General features: G+C 39.2%; 18 protein-coding genes. 13 read left to right on the forward strand and 5 right to left on the reverse strand.

Annotated elements, in window-relative coordinates:
* Positions 1–51 precede the first annotated feature (51 nt).
* Together MMG00_RS05960 and guaB are read right to left on the reverse strand one after the other, a co-directional pair.
* Positions 52–372 (reverse strand): low molecular weight protein tyrosine phosphatase family protein, encoded by a 321-nt coding sequence (locus tag MMG00_RS05960; protein WP_242152811.1) that lies wholly within the window; start codon positions 370–372, stop codon positions 52–54.
* A 61-nt stretch (positions 373–433) separates the two neighbouring features.
* Positions 434–1894, reverse strand: a complete 1461-nt coding sequence (gene guaB / locus MMG00_RS05965; RefSeq protein ID WP_242152814.1) for an IMP dehydrogenase — start codon at positions 1892–1894, stop codon at positions 434–436.
* Between the two features lie 158 nt (positions 1895–2052).
* Here guaB and pgsA point away from each other — a divergent pair, with 158 nt between their 5' ends.
* The 11 genes from pgsA to MMG00_RS06025 all read left to right on the forward strand — a co-directional run bounded on the left by pgsA (position 2053) and on the right by MMG00_RS06025 (position 13136).
* Positions 2053–2607, forward strand: a complete 555-nt coding sequence (gene pgsA / locus MMG00_RS05970; RefSeq protein ID WP_242152816.1) for a CDP-diacylglycerol--glycerol-3-phosphate 3-phosphatidyltransferase — start codon at positions 2053–2055, stop codon at positions 2605–2607.
* A gap of 209 nt (positions 2608–2816) precedes the next feature.
* The gene (locus MMG00_RS05975) at positions 2817–3575 is read left to right on the forward strand and encodes a class I SAM-dependent methyltransferase (protein WP_242152819.1); all 759 of its coding nucleotides are present in this window, start codon (positions 2817–2819) and stop codon (positions 3573–3575) included.
* A gap of 387 nt (positions 3576–3962) precedes the next feature.
* Positions 3963–5762, forward strand: a complete 1800-nt coding sequence (locus MMG00_RS14240; RefSeq protein ID WP_270049366.1) for an amino acid ABC transporter permease/ATP-binding protein — start codon at positions 3963–3965, stop codon at positions 5760–5762.
* A 37-nt stretch (positions 5763–5799) separates the two neighbouring features.
* Positions 5800–6717: an ABC transporter substrate-binding protein gene (locus MMG00_RS05990; RefSeq protein ID WP_242153332.1), complete on the forward strand. Its 918-nt coding sequence runs from the start codon at positions 5800–5802 to the stop codon at positions 6715–6717.
* Positions 6718–6820: 103 nt separating this feature from the next.
* A complete protein-coding gene (locus MMG00_RS05995) occupies positions 6821–7699 on the forward strand; it encodes an ABC transporter substrate-binding protein (protein ID WP_242152822.1) in 879 nt (292 codons plus the stop codon).
* Between the two features lie 93 nt (positions 7700–7792).
* The gene (locus MMG00_RS06000; protein WP_242152825.1) at positions 7793–9109 is read left to right on the forward strand and encodes an LLM class flavin-dependent oxidoreductase; all 1317 of its coding nucleotides are present in this window, start codon (positions 7793–7795) and stop codon (positions 9107–9109) included.
* Positions 9106–9738, forward strand: a complete 633-nt coding sequence (locus MMG00_RS06005; protein WP_432805940.1) for an NAD(P)H-dependent oxidoreductase — start codon at positions 9106–9108, stop codon at positions 9736–9738. The genes MMG00_RS06000 and MMG00_RS06005 overlap by 4 nt, the downstream gene beginning before the upstream one ends.
* Positions 9735–10925, forward strand: a complete 1191-nt coding sequence (locus MMG00_RS06010; protein ID WP_242152831.1) for a M20 aminoacylase family protein — start codon at positions 9735–9737, stop codon at positions 10923–10925. The genes MMG00_RS06005 and MMG00_RS06010 overlap by 4 nt, the downstream gene beginning before the upstream one ends.
* Before the next feature lie 3 nt (positions 10926–10928).
* Positions 10929–11432 carry a GNAT family N-acetyltransferase gene (locus MMG00_RS06015; protein ID WP_242152834.1) on the forward strand — a complete coding sequence of 168 codons (504 nt, stop codon included), beginning with the start codon at positions 10929–10931 and terminating at the stop codon, positions 11430–11432.
* 73 nt (positions 11433–11505) lie between these two features.
* Complete coding sequence (locus MMG00_RS06020) at positions 11506–12507, forward strand: MsnO8 family LLM class oxidoreductase (RefSeq protein WP_242152837.1); 1002 nt, start codon at positions 11506–11508, stop codon at positions 12505–12507.
* A 95-nt stretch (positions 12508–12602) separates the two neighbouring features.
* Positions 12603–13136, forward strand: coding sequence for a GNAT family N-acetyltransferase (locus tag MMG00_RS06025; protein WP_242152840.1), 534 nt, complete (start codon positions 12603–12605; stop codon positions 13134–13136).
* Positions 13137–13286: 150 nt separating this feature from the next.
* On the opposite strand, the gene MMG00_RS06030 is transcribed toward MMG00_RS06025, so the two are convergent.
* From MMG00_RS06030 to MMG00_RS06040, 3 genes are all read right to left on the reverse strand, one after another.
* The gene (locus MMG00_RS06030; RefSeq protein WP_242152843.1) at positions 13287–14948 is read right to left on the reverse strand and encodes a cysteine desulfurase family protein; all 1662 of its coding nucleotides are present in this window, start codon (positions 14946–14948) and stop codon (positions 13287–13289) included.
* Between the two features lie 211 nt (positions 14949–15159).
* The gene (locus tag MMG00_RS06035) at positions 15160–15642 is read right to left on the reverse strand and encodes a MepB family protein (protein ID WP_242152846.1); all 483 of its coding nucleotides are present in this window, start codon (positions 15640–15642) and stop codon (positions 15160–15162) included.
* Between the two features lie 66 nt (positions 15643–15708).
* Positions 15709–16479, reverse strand: coding sequence for an ABC transporter ATP-binding protein (locus MMG00_RS06040; protein ID WP_242152847.1), 771 nt, complete (start codon positions 16477–16479; stop codon positions 15709–15711).
* 290 nt (positions 16480–16769) lie between these two features.
* Between MMG00_RS06040 and leuS the strand changes: the two genes are divergently transcribed.
* Both leuS and MMG00_RS06050 read left to right on the forward strand, forming a co-directional pair.
* On the forward strand, positions 16770–19355 hold the full coding sequence (gene leuS, locus MMG00_RS06045; protein ID WP_242152849.1) for a leucine--tRNA ligase: 2586 nt from the start codon (positions 16770–16772) through the stop codon (positions 19353–19355).
* Positions 19356–19608: 253 nt separating this feature from the next.
* The gene (locus MMG00_RS06050) at positions 19609–20154 is read left to right on the forward strand and encodes a hypothetical protein (protein WP_242152852.1); all 546 of its coding nucleotides are present in this window, start codon (positions 19609–19611) and stop codon (positions 20152–20154) included.
* Positions 20155–20173: the final 19 nt, after the last annotated feature.

Here is a 20173-nt window from a genome sequence, read left to right on the forward strand (position 1 = left end):
TTACCTTAAAACCCGAAATTAAATTTTAGGTTTTACTTTTTATAGCCAATTTCACCTCAAATACGCAGGAACGGCGCCTTTCAGTATCGCCACTAAGTCATCATCCATATAGATATAATCGTCAGGGATATCTAACACAATAATATCCTTAGTTTGTAGTTCATTTCTAAATCTCTCCAGAAGTACTTTTTTATGAGCATATTCCATAACAAGAATAAGATCTGACCACAAGATATCTTTCACTGAAATCGTATGCTTTGCATGACGACTTGTGCCTGCTGAGCGAGTATTAACGCCGTACCCCACAGCAAAGACTCGCTCTGCCGTTGGGCTACGCCATTTATTTTGACTACAAACGAATAAGATATTCAATAGATTCTCCTAAACTTTATGTTTTAAGACTCCACCAAATATCTTATTCCTTAGATACAGACTATCTTGAATAGTTTGGCGCTTCTTTGGTGATTGTCACATCATGAACGTGAGACTCACTCATTCCGGCACTAGTAATCTCTACAAATTGTGGCTTTGTGTTCATCTCTTCAATCGTACCACAACCCACATAGCCCATTCCAGCGCGGATACCGCCCATTAATTGATGGATAATTGGTGATGCAGAGCCTTTATAAGCGACGCGCCCTTCAATACCTTCAGGAACAAGCTTGTCGGCACTTGATCCTTCTTGGAAATAACGATCTGATGAACCAGCACTCATCGCACCAAGTGATCCCATTCCACGATATGATTTATATGCACGGCCTTGGTAGAACTCGATTTCACCAGGAGACTCATCTGTTCCTGCTAAGATTGAACCGACCATGATGGAGTTTGCACCTGCTGCAAGCGCTTTTACCATATCCCCTGAATAACGGATACCACCATCAGCAATGACCGGAACACCCGTTCCACGAAGCGCTGCTGAAACGTTAGCAATAGCACTCACTTGCGGGAAACCGATCCCTGCAATAATACGTGTTGTACAGATTGATCCTGGACCAATCCCAACTTTAACGCCATCGGTACCTGCCGCTAAAAGCGCTTTTGCCGCTTCTGCCGTTGCAATATTACCACTGATCACTTGAAGATCTGGATAGGTCTGTTTTACCCAACGAACACGATCAATCACCCCTTTAGAGTGACCATGCGCGGTATCAACGATAATCACGTCAACACCGACATCGACTAATTGCTCAATACGCTCTTCAGTACCAGCACCCGCACCAACAGCAGCGCCGCAGATTAAACGCTCTTCATCATCCATCACCGCATTAGGGTTTTTATCTGTATGTGAGAGATCTTTTACTGTAATTAAACCACGAAGCTCATTATTATCATTAACCACAACTAAACGCTCTAAGCGATGGCTACGTAAACGATCAATGATCTCTTCACGTGTTGCCCCTTCGTGGATAGTAATAAGGCGATCACGGTTCGTCATCGCCTTAGTAATATTTTGTGTTAAATCCGTTTGGAATCGTAAGTCACGTGTAGTGATAATTCCCGCAACTTTACCATCAGTGGTTAATACCGGAACACTTGAGATATTACGTCCACGCATAATATTACGGACTTCTTCAAGTGTTACTTCCGTAGTAACAGTGATAGGATCTGTTAACACCCCGCTTTCAAAATTCTTTACTTTACGAACTTGTCTTGCTTGTTCTGCTGGCGTTAAGTTTTTATGAATAATCCCAATACCACCTTGTTGCGCAAGCGCAATCGCCATTTTACTCTCAGTCACTGTATCCATTGCGGCTGAAAGTAGTGGAATATTCAGTGCGATTTTTTGTGTTAATTGCGTCCTTAGCGACACATCCCGTGGAAGAACTTCTGAGTAATCAGGTACTAATAATACGTCATCAAAGGTTAAACCTTTTTCCATTATTCTAAGCATATGTCTCTCTCCAGAACGCCAATTTAAAAAGTGGCTTATTCTAACACAAAAAAATCAGGAATACCTAGATTTTATCAGGGATTTGAGCATTCATTTTTTTTTGATATAATGATCAACGTCGCCTATAAAAATGAACTTTGCGGAGATAATACAAAAGCATGAACCTTCCAAGCCTCATTACTTGGTCTCGCGTTGTGGCGATACCGGTATTTATTCTATGTTACTTCCTCCCAACTCCCCATAAAAATTTAGTACTCTCTCTCCTATTTATGGCGGCGTCTTTTACGGATTGGCTAGATGGTTACCTTGCACGAAAGTGGAATCAAACCTCAAGTTTTGGGGCTTTTTTAGACCCTGTTGCAGATAAATTATTGGTTGCCGTGGCGCTTATCGCCATTATCGATCATCACCCAGGTCAGTGGTATCTTACCCTTTCAGTCATGATTATTATTAGCCGTGAAATCACGATCTCAGCTCTTCGAGAATGGATGGCTAGCATGGGAGAACGTGGCGTTGTTGCAGTTTCTTGGATTGGTAAATGGAAAACAGCCTTCCAAATGGGCGCAATTACCTTTCTTTTATATGAGAAAGATCTCTTAGGTTTACCCCTTTACAATATAGGGCTCATCTTCCTTGTAATCGCTACATTCCTCACACTTTGGTCAATGGTGCAATATCTCTACTCTACTTGGAAGGTGTTAAGAGTTAAATAATTGTTCAGCTAACTGATCTTGGTAAAGAATACTAAAAAGATAAATCTAATATTAGAAACTTAAAACCCCATTTTTAATGGGGTTTTCTATGCCACTTTTATGCTACCTTTAATACCAAAGTTAATACCTAAGTATTTTTAATAATCTAAGGTAGATTCATATCAGCGATTATCTCTTATTTTTAGATCTCAGACATTTAAGGAGTTTTTATGAAAACACATCACCAATCGGTTTATGAGCAATTTGATGAACAAGCGAACTCTTATCTAACAAGTGCTGTTCATGCTAGTGGTGAGGATCTAGAAGCACTCCAAAAATATCTCTCACACTCAAAAGCCGCCAATGTACTCGATTTAGGATGCGGCGCTGGTCACGTTAGCTTTAATGTGGCTCCAAAAGTCCAATCTGTTACAGCTTTTGATCTCTCTGATTCAATGTTAGAGGTCGTTAAAAATAGTGCTAAAGAGCGCGGATTAAATAATATCTCCACCGTTAAAGGTAATGTCGAATCGCTTCCTTTTGATAGCCAAACTTTTGATCTTATTATCAGCCGATATTCAGCGCACCACTGGCACGATGTAGAACAAGCATTAAGAGAAGTACGCCGCGTCTTAAAACCTAATGGTCGCGTGATCTTTATTGATGTTGTTTCCCCAGGTCATCCTGTCTTTGATCTTTACTTACAAACAGTAGAAGTACTACGTGACACATCACATGTCCGGGATTACCCAGCAGGGGAATGGATAGAAATGTTTAATAATGCTCGATTATTTTTAAAAAATAGTGAAAGCTTTCGCTTAAGACTTGAATTCACAAGTTGGATCGAAAGAATGAGAACTCCCAAAGTCTTTGCGGATGCAATTTTAGCCTATCAAGCAACTTTAAGTAGCGATATTAAGACTTATTTTGAAATTGATGAAGATGGTTCTTTTACCTCTGATGTCATGCTTTTTGAATTGCATAAATAACATTACAAAATGTAAATAGATTTTAAAAGCACCTATTAATAGGTGCTTTTTTTCTTGTCTAATCAAAATCTCAACAACAATCATCAATCCATTATTCACGATATCTTAATAAATCAAAACGTGTCCTTTAGCGCCAATATTCTTGAAATAAATCCCTAAAAAACAAGAAATTTATATCCTTCACACAATAAAATGCAACCCATTGATTTAAAAGAAAAACAAACATAATAACGATGTTTTATAGCGCTGAATTTCATAAAAAAACACCCAAAATAAATGTCATTACCCTTTTTATCTTTACTTTTTGAAATATTGTGCATAAAGTAATATTTATACAAAACATTACATATATGTTAGGTATACATTAACAAATAGGGAATAAACATCATGACAGCCTCAAGCGAACTAAAACTCAATACCATAGATACAGCAGCTCCCAAAATAGCGCGATCTCATAAAAATTATAAAATCGTTCCTGCCCGATATCCCATGCGAACTATCAGCACTATTTTTGCTGCAATCATTATTTCCTTAATTTTGTATTCTATTTTTACTAATCCTCGTTGGGGCTGGGATATATTTGCGGAATGGTTTTTTTCAGAACCTGTTTTAGTGGGCTTAAGTCGAACGATTCTCCTTACCATTATTGGCACCATTCTTGGATCTTTTTTTGGTACGCTTCTTGCACTCGCTAGAGTCTCAAAATCTCCACTTTTATCAGGATCATCGTGGGCTTACATTTGGTTCTTAAGATCCATCCCATTGATTGTATTACTGCTTTTATTAAATAACCTAGGTTATCTCTATGAGAGCGTAAAAATTAGCAATCCATTTACAGGTGAAGCCTTAATTGACTATCCCATCGTCACCCTTTTAACACCTTTCGCGGCGGCGATTATTGGTTTAACACTCAATCAATCAGCATTTTTCGCTGAGATTATACGAGGCGGTATCTTATCTGTTGATAATGGGCAACATGAAGCGGCCGCAGCGCTTGGCCTCCCTCAAAAACGTCAAGCTTTTAAAATCGTACTCCCACAAGCCATGAGATCTATTTTACCAACAGGTTTTAATGAGATTATCGGCCTTGCCAAAGGGACTTCTATGCTCTACGTATTAGCCCTTCCTGAGCTCTTTTACACCGTGCAGGTAATCTATAGACGTAACCTAGAAGTTATCCCTTTACTAATGGTTGCCACCATTTGGTACCTCGTTATTATGACGGTCTTATCAATCATCCAACATTATATCGAACGCCATTACTCTCGCGGAGTGGTTAGGACACAATCATCCCTGCCATTTCAAAATAAAATTGATCAACTTATCTCTTTTATTTTCAATAAAAGAAGCAAAATAGCCCTTCACCAAAAAATCAAACAAGAATTAAGCTTCAATGATCCTAATTTAAAAGGGGTCAAAAAGACAAAAGGCGCCCCCATAAAGATCGATAATGTTTCTAAGTCCTTTGGCAATAATAAAGTCCTCAATAATATTAATCTCTATTTACCCGCAGGTAGTGTTACCGCCATCATCGGGCCTTCAGGATCAGGAAAATCGACCCTATTACGATCTATCAATCATCTCGAAAGAATCGATGAAGGCTTTATTACGGTTAACAATGATTTTATTGGATATCGCAAACAAGGAGATACGCTCTTTGAATTAAAAGAAAAAGAGATTCTCAAGCAGCGAATCGATATTGCGATGGTATTTCAAAACTTTAACCTTTTCCCCCATATGACGGTGTTAGAAAATATTATTGAAGCGCCTATTCAAACTAAAAACATGAAATATGAAGATGCTGTCGCTAGTGCATTTAACCTCTTATCTCGAGTGGGATTACTGGACAAAGCCTATAGCTATCCAAGGCAACTTTCTGGAGGACAACAGCAGCGTGTTGCTATTGCAAGAGCCTTAGCTTTACAACCTAAAGTGATTTTATTTGATGAGCCCACTTCAGCGCTAGACCCAGAATTAGTTGGGGAAGTTCTTGAAATTATTAAAGAGCTCGCGCTTACCGGTACAACATTAGTCGTTGTTACCCACGAGATTAATTTTGCCTATGAAATCGCCGATACCATTATTTTTATGGAGTCAGGAAATATTATTGAAAAAGGCAGTCCTGAAGCAGTATTTCATAATCCTCAGCACCAAAGAACTCAAGATTTTCTTAATAAAGTTTTATAGCCCCATATTTTACCTTCAAGGATGAACAGTCATGAATATGCATAAACTTATAAAAAAGAGTAGTTTAATAGCCCTGCTTTTCTCTACAACACTACTTTCAATCGCTCAAGAAATTGACCTAACACCAGAACAACTCAATCGTCCTAAAGCAACAAGAAGTGATGAGAGAATTGCTGAAATAAAGCATGCTCGCTTTGTTAAAAATGAGAGTTTTACTGTCGGTTTTAGTACATCAGCAACCTTGCCACTTCATGATTATGCCTCAGATGCAAAAACACTCATTGGCTTTGATGTAGATCTTGCCTTAGCTTTGGCTGATTCTATGGGTAAAAAATTAGAGATCGTTAGTGTTGCTTGGGCTGATTGGCCATTAGGACTTGCTAGCGGCAAATTTGATGCCGTGATCTCTAACATCACAGTAACGGAAGAGCGTAAGAAAAAATTTGATTTTGCAACATATCGCAAAGATGACATTGGTATTTATGTCAAAAAAGAAAGCCCTATTACAGCCATTACCGAAGCGAAAGATATTGCCGGACTAAAAGTGATTACCGATTCAGGAACTAATCAAGAAAAAATCCTCCTCGATTGGAATGAACGCAATATTGCGGCGGGGCTTAAACCTATTGAAATTCAATATTATGACGATAGAGCCTTACAGACTCTTGCTATTGAAAGCGGAAGAGCAGATGCGATCTTTAGTGTTAATCCTATGCAAGCCTATGCGGCAGCTATTAGTGGGAAAACAAAACATGTAGGTACTGTTAATGGTGGTTGGCCTTTAACTGCTGAGATCGCTGTCGCTTTTCCTAAAGGATCGGATCTAACAATCCCTATCGCCAATATCATCAATGACCTCATTGAGGATGGCATTTATCAGGAAATTTTAACTCGATGGGCATTGCAATCAGAAGCTATCGAAGAATCTCTCATCAACCCTCCTGGTTTACCTTAATGCGCTTTCTTCACACAGATTTTAATAGAGGTTTATTGTGAAAAACTTAAAACACCGAATTTACCAAATAATAGTTTCTATCTCCTTAGCATTATCCGTATTCATGACGCAAATATCTTATAGTAATGAATATGAAGCCCTCTCTTTAGCTGATAAACAAATTCATGTTGAAAGAAATAATCAGGCGATAGCGGCGATACCTCCTAATTTTCAATTTGTTACTCAAGGCGCTCTTACCGTTGCGGTTGCCCCTTCAGATCCACCTATCTCTTTTTATGCAAAAGATGCAAAAACAGCAATTGGCGCTGATCCTGACTTTGCTTTAGCAATTGCTGAGAGTTTGGGGTTAGATCTTAAGCTAATTCCCATTACCTGGATTGACTGGTCCTTAGGCTTAACGAGTAAAAAATATGATGTTGTTTTAGCAAATATTGGTGTCACAGAAGAGAGAAAAGCGAAGTTTGATTTTTCAACTTATCGACTGGGTCTACACGGATTTTATGTCAAAAATAGTAGCAAAATCACCTCAATTGTTGAACCTAAAGATGCCGCAGGTTTACGCATTATTGTCGGCGCTGGTACCAATCAAGAAAGGATCCTCCTACGCTGGAATGAAGCGCTTGCTGCAAAAAATCTTCCCCCCATTAAGCTTCAATATTATGACGATGGCGCCATTAGCCTTTTAGCGATTCAATCTGATAGAGCTGATGTTATCGTTCAACCTAATGCACAACTTGTCTATCTAGCCGCTAGAGATGGAAATATCAGATCCGTAGGAACTTTAAGTGCAGGTTGGCCAGATAGATCTGATGTTGCAGTTGTCACCCGCAAAAATAGTGGTCTTGCTGATGCGATCACCCTTGCTATTAATGGACTAATTCAAGAGGGATCTTATCAAAAAATATTAGATACCTGGTACTTAGGCGAGGAGGCTTTAAAAGTTTCTGAAACAAACCCGCCAGGACTTCCCGTAGAAAAATAGATTCCTATCTTAGTTAAACCATTTCCAATTTCTAATTTTCTATGGTCTTCAATCAATTCGTTTACCACTTTTATTTTATATACCGAGGTCTATATGAGTCATCAAAAAATTCACTTTGGGCTTATGCTCCATGGCGCAGGAGGTCATATGAATTCTTGGCGTCACCCCTCTTCAACACTTGATGCTAGCGTTAATTTTCAATATAACGTCAATCTTGCTAAAGAGGCTGAAGAAGCCGGATTTTCTTTCATCTTTGTTGCCGATGGGCTCTATATCAATGAAAAATCTATTCCCCATTTTTTAAATCGATTTGAACCTATTACACTACTTTCTGCGCTTGCTTCACATACTACAAAAATAGGTTTAGGAGGGACCGTTTCAACTTCCTATAGTGATCCATTTACGATCGCTCGACAATTTGCTTCCCTTGATCTTTTAAGCGGAGGAAGAGCTGCGTGGAACCTTGTTACAACGCCGCTTGAGGGCACTGCTAAAAACTATAACAGACCCCATCCTGAGCATCATGTTCGCTATCAAATTGCAAATGAATATATAGAGGTCGCTAAGGGACTTTGGTCTTCATGGGAGGAGGATGCCTTTATTCGTGATCGAGATAGCGGTGTTTTCTTTAATCCAAATAAGATGCATCGAGTCAATTATCAAGGTAAGTTTTTTCAAGTTCAAGGACCTCTTAATATTCAGCGCTCTCCTCAAGGAGAGCCTGTCATCTTTCAAGCAGGTGCTTCAGAATCAGGCATAGCATTTGCATCAAAACATGCAGAAGCTGTTTTCACACATATTCAAGATCTAACCGAAGCCCAAGATTACTACCAAAAAGTCAAACAAGGAGCTGTTGAAAATGGTAGATCCACGGAAGATATTAAAATTTTCCCAGGGATTAACCCTATTATTGGAGAAACCAAGGAAGCCGCCGAAGCCAAATATCGTACCATTCGTGACCTTGTTAATATTGAAGATGCCCTAATTTATTTAGGACGATATTTTGATCATCATGATTTTAGCCAATATGATTTAGATGCCCCTTTCCCCGAGCTTGGCACCATTGGAGAAAATAGTTTTCGCTCTACAACAGACCGCATCAAACAATATGCTCTCAAGCATCAACTAACCTTACGAGAAGTCGCTTTAAATGAGACGACAAAGCGCAGTGATTTTATAGGAACGCCGGATCAAATCACCGAGCGACTCATTACATGGGTTGAAAGCGGCGCTGCTGATGGATTTATTTTAACACTATCAATCAGTTCTGAAGGTTTTCAGGACTTTAAATCCCAAGTTCTGCCTCGATTAGAAGCTCGCGGTTATTTCTCCCCTTCATTAGAACATCAAACCTTAAGAGAAAATCTAGGATTAAAAATCCCTCACAATCAATATCGCCACAAGGAATAATCATGAAAAAACTTGTTACTCTTACAGGTAGTTATAGCTATCCTTCAAAAACACTCTCATTAACAGATACGATTGCCCATAAAGCCGTCACTCGTTATAACCTACTTTTAAAAAAATATTCTATGAATGATTTAGGAGAAACATTAGGTTTAGCAAAAGAGATCGATGATTTAGAAGATTCTGGCAAAAAAGTCGTTAAAGATTTACAAGAAGCAGATGCCATTATTATCACAACGCCGGTTTATAAAGGCAGTTACCCGGGCTTATTCAAGCACTTTATAGATTTACTAGATCCGGCAACACTCTACGGTAAACCTATTTTAATTGCAGCAACAGGTGGCGGCACTCGTCATGCATTAATGGTTGAACATCAATTACGCCCACTTTTTGGCTTTTTTATGGCCCACAGTTTACCAACAGCAGTCTACGCTTCAGCGCAAGATTATTCCCCCAATAATGCTATTAGCTCTTTAGATTTATTAAGAAGAATTGATCAAGCTATTGAAGAATTCTCCCCCTTTATTAAAACAACCTCAGAAAATTATGCTGAAAATTTAGATTTCATCGCAGAAAAGAGATTAAACAATCTTTCCAGTCCTATTGAAAAAGTAGGAGGTACGCGCCAATGATAGAACAGCAACAAACACAAGATGAGATCTTAGAACTTCTCACCCACTCATTTACAGAATTTCAGACTATTCGCCAAGATATTCATCGCTACCCTGAACTTGCATTTCAGGAAGTTAAAACCAGTGAGTTGATAGCGAGCTATCTAGAAAAACTTGGTTATAAAATTGATAAAAAGGTTGGTAAAACAGGATTAGTCGCGACTTTACAAAAAGGTTCAAACCATAAATCCATCGGGATTAGAGCGGATATGGACGCTCTACCGATATCTGAGAAAACCGATCTTCCTTACCAAAGTACCCAAAATGGTGTAATGCATGCTTGTGGTCATGATGGGCATATCACAATTGCACTAGCGGCCGCTAAAGCACTCTCTCTTAAAGGAAACTTTGATGGGACTGTCCGCTTTATATTTCAGCCGGCTGAAGAGATCGGTTTGGGTGCAAAAGCGATGATCGAAGATGGGTTATTTTCTAAGTTTCCGGTTGATACCATCTACGGTCTACATAATTGGCCTAAACTTACCGTTGGAAAATTCGCCTTTATTGAAGGCCCTGCGATGGCTTCTGTTGATTTTTTAAAAATCACCATTATCGGTAAAGGTAGTCACGGCGCAGAGCCCCAAAATGGCATTGATCCCATTACTATTGCCGCATATCTCATCACCTCTTTTCAAACAATTATCTCCCGAAATATCAATCCAAAAGAGATGGGAGTTATTACAATTGGGGCAATTAAAGGGGGAAATGCCGCAAATGTGATCCCTGATTCTGTAGAGCTAAAACTTACAGTACGTGCTTATAGTGAAGAGATCAGAAATACCCTTATAAAACGTATTCAACAACTCACCGAAACATTAACCAAAAGTTTTGGTGCCAAAGCAACTATCTCCAATCAAGCGGGATTTGCAGCGGTTATTAATCCTAAAACCGAAATAGACTTTGCCTACCAATCTGCTCTTAACATTATGGATAAATCTTTTATTGATGAAGATTTTACCGCCCGAACAGCTAGTGAAGATTTTGCCTTTATGTTACAGCAACAAAAAGGGGCTTTTATATTTATCGGTAATGGTGATAGTGCTGATTTACACAGCCCTTACTATGACTTTAATGATCAAGCGATTATTCCTGCAGCAAGATATTGGGTTTCGCTCGTTGAATCTTATTTAAAACCTTTAGGAGAATAAGCCATGCCGGAGTCTTTTATCTACACCACAATTGATGATCCTAGAGCAAAGGTTCTTAATGATGCGCTCTTACAAGAGTACGATCATCGATATGGAACTTTTTTTGATCCAAGAGGCGCTATTGCAGAAATGGAGCGTTACCCTGCTTCTGATTTTTTCCCTAATCAAGGCAATTTTGTTCTTCTTATTCGTGACAATATCGTAATTGGCGGTGGTGGCTTTAAATTTTATAACGAACAATCTGCTGAGTTTAAACGCATTTGGACAAGTCCAAATCATAGACGACAAGGGCTAGCGGCTAAAATTCTCCAAGAATTAGAAAAGCAAGCAGCAAGACAAGGATATCAACGAGTCTATCTCACAACAGGTTGTCGCCAACCTGAAGCTGTGAATCTTTACCTTAAACATGGCTATCATCATTTATTCGATCTTAATGAAGATTTAGAGGCACTCAAAAAATTGCCTTTTGAAAAGGATATCTCTATGCTCGCAAACGCTGCCTCTTAGTAACCCTTTAAATCTTCATCCCTAAAATTATTCTTAATAATCTAAAAACTACATTTATAGGAGATTAATTATTATGTCCTACCAACTCAGTATGCTAGATAAATGCCCATTAGAGGAACAATCATCCCCAAAAATTGCTCTATTAAATGCGGTAGAAGCTGCAAAAGCCGCAGAATCTGCTGGATTTTCTCGTTTCTGGGTTGCAGAGCATCACAATTCTAATCAATACGCTTCAAGCGCCCCTGAAATATTAGTTTCCTATCTTTTAGCAAAAACAAATAATATTCGTATCGGTACAGGCGGCGTCATGCTGCAACATTACAGTCCTTATAAGATCGCAGAAATATTTAATATGTTAGCTTCTCTCGAGCCTGAGCGGGTAGATCTTGGTATTGGTAAAGCTCCCGGCGGATTACCTGCTTCCACAAAAGCCTTACAAATTGAGCTTTCGGATGAAAACCGTTTAAGCTTTACTCAAAAAGCAGAACTCTTAAATCAATTACTAACTGGTGAAGTCGCAACTAATGGTCTATTTGAAGGGATTGCTGCAACACCAAAACCTATTAAAAAAGCCCAAGGATTTTTATTAGGCGCAAGTGCAGAAAGTGCGGAATTTGCAGCTCAATTAGGCTGGCAAATGAGTTATGCCGGGCATTTAAATGGTAGCGAACAACAGTTACAAAATACGCTTAAAACCTATCGTCAAGAAACTAATGGTAAAACGCCCCAAGTTGCGCTTACCGCTATCATTACACCTGATGAAGAAGAAGCCAAAATTCGCGCTAAAGATATCGCTATCTATAAAATATACTTTTCAGAGGATAAAGTGTATAACCTTCCCACGTTAGAAGCAGCGGAAGAATTTGCCAAGCAATCAGGCCGAACCGACTACACTATTGAAAAACAATTAATGCAGGTACTCGCAGGAACCCCTAAATCTGTTAGTGATCATCTTTTTAAACTTCACCAGCAATATAATATCCCTGAATTTATGTTAGAGTTTCCAAATACGACTTTAAATGAGCGACTTTACGCCATTGATACATTAGCTTATTATCAAAAGAGATTAACGTAATATCTAAATATCTGTTATTTTTTTAGAAAAGGGATCAATTGTGTCATTTTCTTAATCCTTAAAAATAACCTAATATAAATCATCGGACAATCAACATGGAATCCATCACAATTACATCTGTCACCTTAAATGAGGTTAAAGAATTACAAGCTATCGGAAGAGAGACATTTCTCTCAACTTTTTCTGAAGGAGGCTCCCCCGAAAATATGACTCAATATTTAAATGGTGCTTTTTCTTTAGAGAAACTCACCTCAGAATTAAATAATCATGACTCACAATTCTACTTTGCTAAGCAAAATAACCAGGTTATTGGCTATCTAAAACTAAATTTTGAATTATCACAAACAGAGTTACAAGATAGTAAAGCAATGGAAATTGAAAGGATCTATGTATTAGATGAATTCCACGGCAAAAAAGTAGGGTTAACACTCTATAACAGAGCGCTAGAAGTCGCTGAGCAACGAAACATCGATTATATTTGGTTAGGTGTTTGGGAAAATAACTTTAAAGCGCTGAATTTTTATAAAAGACAAGGATTCTTCGAGTTTGATCAGCATATTTTTAAATTAGGTGATGATGAACAGACTGATCTTCTTATGAAACTAGAGTTAAATAAAAATAAGATCTAAGGCCTTGATATTGACACTCATAACAAATCTGGATCTATCAAAATGTCATAAAAAAGAAGCCTTTTAAAAATGTGCTTCTTTTTCTTTATATCTCATTTTTTTAACCACAACAACTGATGACCACCATAACAGATGATGAACATTTCAGGCTCATGACTCAATTTGCTGCGCTATAAAATTTCGTAATGACTTCTCGATAAACAAAGTATCTCGTAGATAATTTGCCGGCATTTTCATTCCCAATAATTGCTCTAACGCTAATTGGCTTGAAATAGTTTCATCACGTAGTGCAATAATCAAATCATTAAAGAGCGAGAGATAATAGGGTTCGCCATAAGCCTTCCCTGATAAAGCAGTAAAACGAATCGCATCACTATCATCTAAAGCAACCTTCTCTACTTTGCCATAAAGCGTGAGGGAGAAGTGTTCTTTCTCGATAACCAGTAATGGTGCATCAATACCGGCATTAATTGTGATGCCATCCTCAAGATAATCAGGCTCAAGAATTGAAGCGATATAAGAATTATAAAGATCATATTCGCCATACCAATTAGCCGGTTTTCCATCTGCAATATTTTGAATAAACTCAATGGCAACACTTAGCATTTCACCCGCGGCAAAAATCTCTTCCTCAGTGGTATAGCGTCCAACACTAATACGCACAGAAGAGAGCGCTCGTTTTAAATCATAATTCATCTCTGTTAAAACATAAGATGGCAATGAACTATCACTATTACAGGCCGACCCCTTAGCAATCGCAAGTTTTGGCGTTAATGCCATTAAGGTATCGGCATTCACATTAGGAATATAGAGATTTAAAACGCCCGGCTCACGATGCCCTTTAAGATTCCCGCTATTGACTTCAACACCAAAAGATAAGAGGCGTTGCACAAGATAACTCTCTAACTTTGCAAGTCGATGGCGTTCTTCTACCCAATTGTCTTTGATTATTTCGAGCGCCTTGGCAAAGCCGGCAATCCCTTCATTAGGTATTGTTCCGGCACGAAGTCCTAACTGACCGCCACTACCATCAATTAATGGCATCATCGGTAATTTAGGAAAACTCCGGCGATAGAGTAATCCAATAGCTTTAGGCCCGTAACATTTATGGGCTGAGACACTCACTAAATCAAATTGTGAGGCATCAAATTGAAAATGAGGCGCCGCTTGTGTTGCATCGACATGAAACGGAATTTTCCGCGCCCGAGCAATTTTTGCAATCTCTTCTACCGGCAATTTATCACCCGTTTCATTATTCACCCAAATAAGTGAAATCATCGCCGTTTCATCCGTAATTACCGCTTCAATCATCTCAGCGGTAATTATTCCTTCACTATTTGGTGCAATAAACTTTCCTCGGTAACCCTCTTTCATCAAGGCTTGCACTGTATTGATTGTCGCTTTATGCTCTATCGTTGAGGTAATGATTTCCTTTTTCTTTTGAGCATGCAACACCCCTTTAAGCGCATGATTAATAGATTCTGTTGAACCACTCGTAATAATTAATTCATCACGGTTAACATTAAAATGTGCGGCAATCGCATCAAGATCAGCCTCAACTTTCTGCTTAGTTACAATCCCAAGCTCATGAGGGCTACTGACATTTGCCCAATCTGTCTCCATACTATTGACCATCGCTTCAATCACACGCGGATCAACCGGCGTTGTTGCGGCATAATCAAGATAGATCATATTGGAAAATTGTGGCTTAGAGGGAAGCTTCCCTTCTGCCGATGGCTGATTACCGGCAGACGCTTGGTGTGGCTTCATAAACGCTTCTAATCCTAAACCCTCTAAATCAATTTTCATCATTAAACTCTTTCTATCTTAAATATCATTCGTAGGACGTATTATATCTCTAAATAATCTCTAAAAGGTGGAAGAATACAAAAATAAGATCAAAGAAACATCCGCAATCACTGATCAGAAACCTAATATTTGTTGTACCTAACCACAATGCAAATAGACAACAAGCAACGGCGATTCCACCCGAATGGGTGAATCAATAGGGATTTAATAAAGGTCATACCTCGGCATTATCTACCGGCAACTCTACAAAAAATGGCAACTGCCATTTAGCGGTTTTTGCCGCACTTCTATTAAGATCTGTATCCCACGGCGTATAAACACGAAAAGCCATCTTTCCGGGCTTTGTACTGGATGACAAAATCCCTTGCTGTTTTAAAACCCATTTGGGAAAAATAAACTGCCCTTTCCGCTCACCATCAAGAATATTAACCATTAAAAAGTCGGGAAATGTGATTTCAGAAAAGGAGATATTTTTATTCTCAGCATCTTTCTCCCATATTGCTAAAAAGTAACCGGCTTTTTTCGGTGTCTTTCTTGCAAGGCGAGAGCGATAATTGACATTCAGAACCCTGAAATCAAAGCCTTCATACTCTTGATTATAAGGATCTAATGCGATGATCTCTGGAGACGGTTTTCCTAATGTTAAAAATAACGTCTTGAGTAACGTAACTGATTGCATCTCTCTTCCGGTATTCATCAATATCCAATAATGAACCTAAAAAGAATCATCGATCTACTCTAGACAAACAGATCGATCTGATCCTTATCGATTATAGTGCTTAATAAATTGCTTAAAACGCTCTGATTTTGGATTAGTGAAGAGCTCTTGAGGATCACCCTCTTCTTCAATTCGTCCTTCATGGAAAAATACCACACGATTTGACACATTTCGTGCAAAATCCATCTCATGCGTTACCACAATCATCGTCATTCCCTCTTTTGCAAGATCTTGCATGACGGTTAATACTTCATGCACGAGCTCTGGGTCTAATGCCGATGTTGGTTCATCAAACAAAATAACACTCGGCTCCATCGCAAGCGCTCTAGCAATGGCAACACGCTGCTGCTGGCCACCTGAAAGGGAGATAGGGTAATCATTGACGCGCTCACTCATACCCACTTTTGCAAGGAGTTTTAAAGCACGCTCACGAGCCTCTTTTTTAGATAAACCTAAGACATGAATCGGCGCTTCAATCATATTCTCAAGCACTGTCATGTGGCCCCAAAGATTGAAGTTTTGGAACACCATGCCAAGCTCAGAGCGCATCTTTTGCAGCGCTTTTTGATCTTTTGCCACTAAGCCCTTTTCACCTTTAACTAAAGCTAACTTTTCACCATTTAGTGTAATTTCCCCTTGATTTGGATTTTCAAGAAGATTGATACAGCGCAAAAAGGTACTCTTTCCAGAGCCTGAAGCACCAAGCATCGAAACCACATCGCCTTTATTAAGCGTTAATGAGATCCCTTTTAAGATCTCACGATCGCCAAACGATTTATGGATATTTTCAACGATCAAAGTGGGCTGACTTGTCATAATATGGTTATTCCTACATTTCTAAGACATAAAGCAAGTCGGTCATTATACCAACATTCCATCAAAGCGGATGAACATTTGTTATAAAAGTTCCGCTTTGATTAGGACAAATGCGATTTAACTTAGTGTATAATAGCAAGGTTCAAAATTAACGATTGATGATCTCACTGATATTAAAGACTTCTTCGAATCTTTCAGACGATAACGGCTTGATACGTTATTGACAATGAAGCATTCACAGCATCATCACAATTTGTTGTATCTCTATATTAAACAAAGGATCTTATAGGATGAAACCAACCTACGAAGCGGCCGCAATAGAAGCTGCTGCGCAAGCATTCTGGGAAAAAAATGCCTCTTTTACAGTGGCTGACAATACGGATAAACCGAACTATTACTGCCTATCTATGTTCCCATATCCATCAGGACGACTGCACATGGGACACGTTCGTAACTATACGATTGGGGATGTAATTACACGTTATAAAAAAATGAGTGGTTATAACGTCATGCAACCGATTGGTTGGGATGCATTTGGAATGCCGGCGGAAAATGCTGCGATCGATAATAAGGTTTCTCCAAATTCATGGACAAATAAAAATATCGTCTATATGCGCCAGCAATTTAAAGAGTTGGGCTTTGGCTTTGATTGGTCTCGTGAATTTTCGACCTGTGATCCCGAATATTATGGTTGGGAGCAATGGTTCTTCCTTCAACTCTACAAAAAAGGGGTAATTTACCGTAAAAATGGGGTTGTAAACTGGGATCCTGTTGACCAAACAGTTCTTGCCAATGAGCAAGTCATTGATGGCCGCGGTTGGAGATCTGATGCGCTTGTTGAGCGCCGTGAAATTCCGATGTATTACTTTAAGATCACCGATTACGCTGATGAATTGTTAGAAGACTTAAATCTTCTTGAAGATTGGCCTGAGCAAGTTCGCACTATGCAAGCGAACTGGATCGGTAAATCACAAGGAATGGAAGTGACCTTCCTTCACGATGATGGGCAGTTTAATGTCTTTACAACACGCCCTGACACATTAATGGGCGTAACTTATGTTGCAGTTGCACCTGAACACCCTATTGCGGCAAAAGCGGCTGAAAATAACGCCAAACTTGCAGAATTCATCAAAGAGTGCCAAAAAACAGGGACAAGTGAAGCAGACTTTGCAACGCAAGAAGCAAAAGGGATGCCAACAGGCCAATTTGCAACACACCCATTAACCGGTGAAAAAGTTGAAATTTGGGTAGCAAACTACGTCTTAATGGCATACGGTGATGGTGCTGTTATGGCGGTACCTGCTCACGATTCACGTGACTTTGGTTTTGCCAAAAAATATCATCTTCCAATGAAGCTTGTCATTGAGCCAGCTGATGGCAATGAATCTCTTGATGTTTGGAGAGAAGAGCTTGCTGAGCACGGCACATTAGTCAATTCTGGGGAGTTTACAGGCTTAGATTTTGATGGTGCATTTGCAAAAATTGGTGCGGCATTAGAAGCTAAAAACTTAGGACATCCTAAAACACAATATCGTCTACGTGACTGGGGTATTTCACGCCAGCGTTATTGGGGCTGCCCAATTCCAATTATCAACTGCCCAAGCTGTGGTGAAGTACCTGTTCCTGAAAAAGACCTTCCTGTTGTCCTTCCAACAGATTGTATTCCTGATGGTTCTGGTAACCCGCTTAACAAATTGGATTCATTTAAGAAAGTGGATTGCCCTAAATGTGGCGGCGCTGCAGAGCGTGAAACAGACACCATGGATACTTTCGTAGAATCTTCATGGTACTACGCTCGCTTTGCATGTAGTCAATATAAAGGGGGGATGATCGACCCGAAAGCGGCAACTGCATGGCTTCCTGTAGATCAATATATCGGCGGTGTTGAGCATGCGATCCTTCACCTTCTCTACTCACGTTTCTTCCATAAACTCATGCGTAATGAAGGCTTATTAGGAGACGTTGAGAAAGTTGGCCCTGAGCCATTTAAAGCACTTCTGACACAAGGGATGGTTGTTGCCCCCTCATTCTTCCGTCATAGCTCAAAAGGTTATGAGTGGTTTAACGTCAAAGATGTAGAAGCTCGTGATATTGATGGCGAGAAGAAATATTTCTTAAAAGCTGATGGTGAGCCTGTCACATATTACGGCATCCAGAAAATGGGTAAATCAAAAAATAACGGTGTAGACCCTGAAGCAATCGTTAAATCATACGGTGCTGACGTTTCTCGTCTCTTTATGATGTTCACTTCACCACCAGAGCAAACGCTTGAGTGGTCTGATGCCGGCCTTGAAGGAGCGGATCGTTTCTTGCGCCGTATCTGGACATTTGCTTATGAAAATAATGCCTTACTTAAAGATGCATCTCTTGATGCGAATAGCATTACCGAAAAAGCTGCAAAAGATGCCCGCCGCGAGATCCATCAAGAATTGAAGAAAGCGCTATATGACTATGAGCGTTTCCACTTCAATACAGTCATCTCTGCAAACATGATCATCTTAAATATCTTAAGCAAGCTTAAAGATTCTAAAGATGAAACAGCCGTGAAAAAAGAGGGCTTCTCGATTATGCTTCGCCTCTTAAGCCCGATTGTGCCACATATTGTGCATACAATCTGGTCTGATCTTTTTGGTGATGACATCTTAGATCACGCATTACCACAAGTGATTGAAAGTGCGCTTGTTGCCGATGAAGTGAAATATATGGTTCAAGTAAATGGTAAGCTCCGTGGCGAAATCGTTGTCGCGGCTTCTGCTTCTAAAGAAGAGATTGAAGCAGCTGCACTTGCTAACGAAAATGCGCAGAAATTCATTGAAGGTGAAATTCGCCGCGTAATCGTTGTACCAAATCGCTTAGTCAATATTGTTGCAAACTAAATCATGATTTAACATTGCATTGCAATATTCATAACAATAGATCCCGGTCTTTTAATAGATCGGGATTTTTTATGTCTTCCCACTTAATTGCGGGCTGTTTATTCCCTTCTCTATTCCCTACTCCTAATGAAATGACGCTATTCATCAAGCTATTAGCGCTTTTAATGATTTTCATCTCTATTAAAATTCTCATTTCTTCTAGATAATAAAAAACAACAAGTCCTATCTTACAATGAACTCAGGAGATTCATCTATGACACACTTTACCTTACAACTTAATGCTAGGCTTCGCCCTTTAGATCGAGGAGATATTTATGAAGATCCTCTACATGACGTTTTAGAAGAGAGAGGCTTAGGTGAGACTTCTGGCGGAGGTACTGGAATGGCTGAAAATGGAGAAGTAGATTATTGTGATGTGGAATTAACACTTAAAGATAATAACCCCGAAACATTGGCAGAAATGAAGGCGATCATTGAAGCTATCGGTGTTCCTAAAGGCTCCTTTTTACGAGGTGAAAATTACAAGGAACCTGTTGGAAGATTAGAAGGATTAGCTCTTTATGTAAATGGTACAGAACTACCGGATGAGGTCTATGAAAATTGCGATATCAATCATGTCATTGAGAGCATCTGTGAACTAATTGATGGCAAGGGTGAGTTTTATAGCTATAACGAACATCTAAGTGATACAGCACTCTACTTTTATGGCGATTCTTTCCAAGAAATGACAGATCTTATTGCCCCCTTTTTACAAGAATATCCACTTTGTGAAAAATCCCGAGTCATTCAAATTGCTTAATCCGCTATTTAAATTTTTG

Source organism: Ignatzschineria rhizosphaerae, assembly GCF_022655595.1.
Classification (GTDB): Bacteria; Pseudomonadota; Gammaproteobacteria; order Cardiobacteriales; family Wohlfahrtiimonadaceae; genus Ignatzschineria; species Ignatzschineria rhizosphaerae.

What these genes read in the sequence shown, in the direction of transcription:
- MMG00_RS06025 (WP_242152840.1), top strand. Translation starts at nt 12,603, where the DNA reads ATGGAATCCATCACAATTACATCTGTCACCTTAAATGAGGTTAAAGAA.
- MMG00_RS06030 (WP_242152843.1), bottom strand. Translation starts at nt 14,948, where the DNA reads ATGATGAAAATTGATTTAGAGGGTTTAGGATTAGAAGCGTTTATGAAG.
- MMG00_RS06020 (WP_242152837.1), top strand. Translation starts at nt 11,506, where the DNA reads ATGTCCTACCAACTCAGTATGCTAGATAAATGCCCATTAGAGGAACAA.
- MMG00_RS05975 (WP_242152819.1), top strand. Translation starts at nt 2,817, where the DNA reads ATGAAAACACATCACCAATCGGTTTATGAGCAATTTGATGAACAAGCG.
- MMG00_RS06015 (WP_242152834.1), top strand. Translation starts at nt 10,929, where the DNA reads ATGCCGGAGTCTTTTATCTACACCACAATTGATGATCCTAGAGCAAAG.
- MMG00_RS14240 (WP_270049366.1), top strand. Translation starts at nt 3,963, where the DNA reads ATGACAGCCTCAAGCGAACTAAAACTCAATACCATAGATACAGCAGCT.
- MMG00_RS06010 (WP_242152831.1), top strand. Translation starts at nt 9,735, where the DNA reads ATGATAGAACAGCAACAAACACAAGATGAGATCTTAGAACTTCTCACC.
- MMG00_RS05990 (WP_242153332.1), top strand. Translation starts at nt 5,800, where the DNA reads ATGCATAAACTTATAAAAAAGAGTAGTTTAATAGCCCTGCTTTTCTCT.
- MMG00_RS06040 (WP_242152847.1), bottom strand. Translation starts at nt 16,479, where the DNA reads ATGACAAGTCAGCCCACTTTGATCGTTGAAAATATCCATAAATCGTTT.
- MMG00_RS06000 (WP_242152825.1), top strand. Translation starts at nt 7,793, where the DNA reads ATGAGTCATCAAAAAATTCACTTTGGGCTTATGCTCCATGGCGCAGGA.
- MMG00_RS06035 (WP_242152846.1), bottom strand. Translation starts at nt 15,642, where the DNA reads ATGAATACCGGAAGAGAGATGCAATCAGTTACGTTACTCAAGACGTTA.
- MMG00_RS05995 (WP_242152822.1), top strand. Translation starts at nt 6,821, where the DNA reads ATGACGCAAATATCTTATAGTAATGAATATGAAGCCCTCTCTTTAGCT.
- pgsA (WP_242152816.1), top strand. Translation starts at nt 2,053, where the DNA reads ATGAACCTTCCAAGCCTCATTACTTGGTCTCGCGTTGTGGCGATACCG.
- leuS (WP_242152849.1), top strand. Translation starts at nt 16,770, where the DNA reads ATGAAACCAACCTACGAAGCGGCCGCAATAGAAGCTGCTGCGCAAGCA.
- guaB (WP_242152814.1), bottom strand. Translation starts at nt 1,894, where the DNA reads ATGCTTAGAATAATGGAAAAAGGTTTAACCTTTGATGACGTATTATTA.
- MMG00_RS06050 (WP_242152852.1), top strand. Translation starts at nt 19,609, where the DNA reads ATGACACACTTTACCTTACAACTTAATGCTAGGCTTCGCCCTTTAGAT.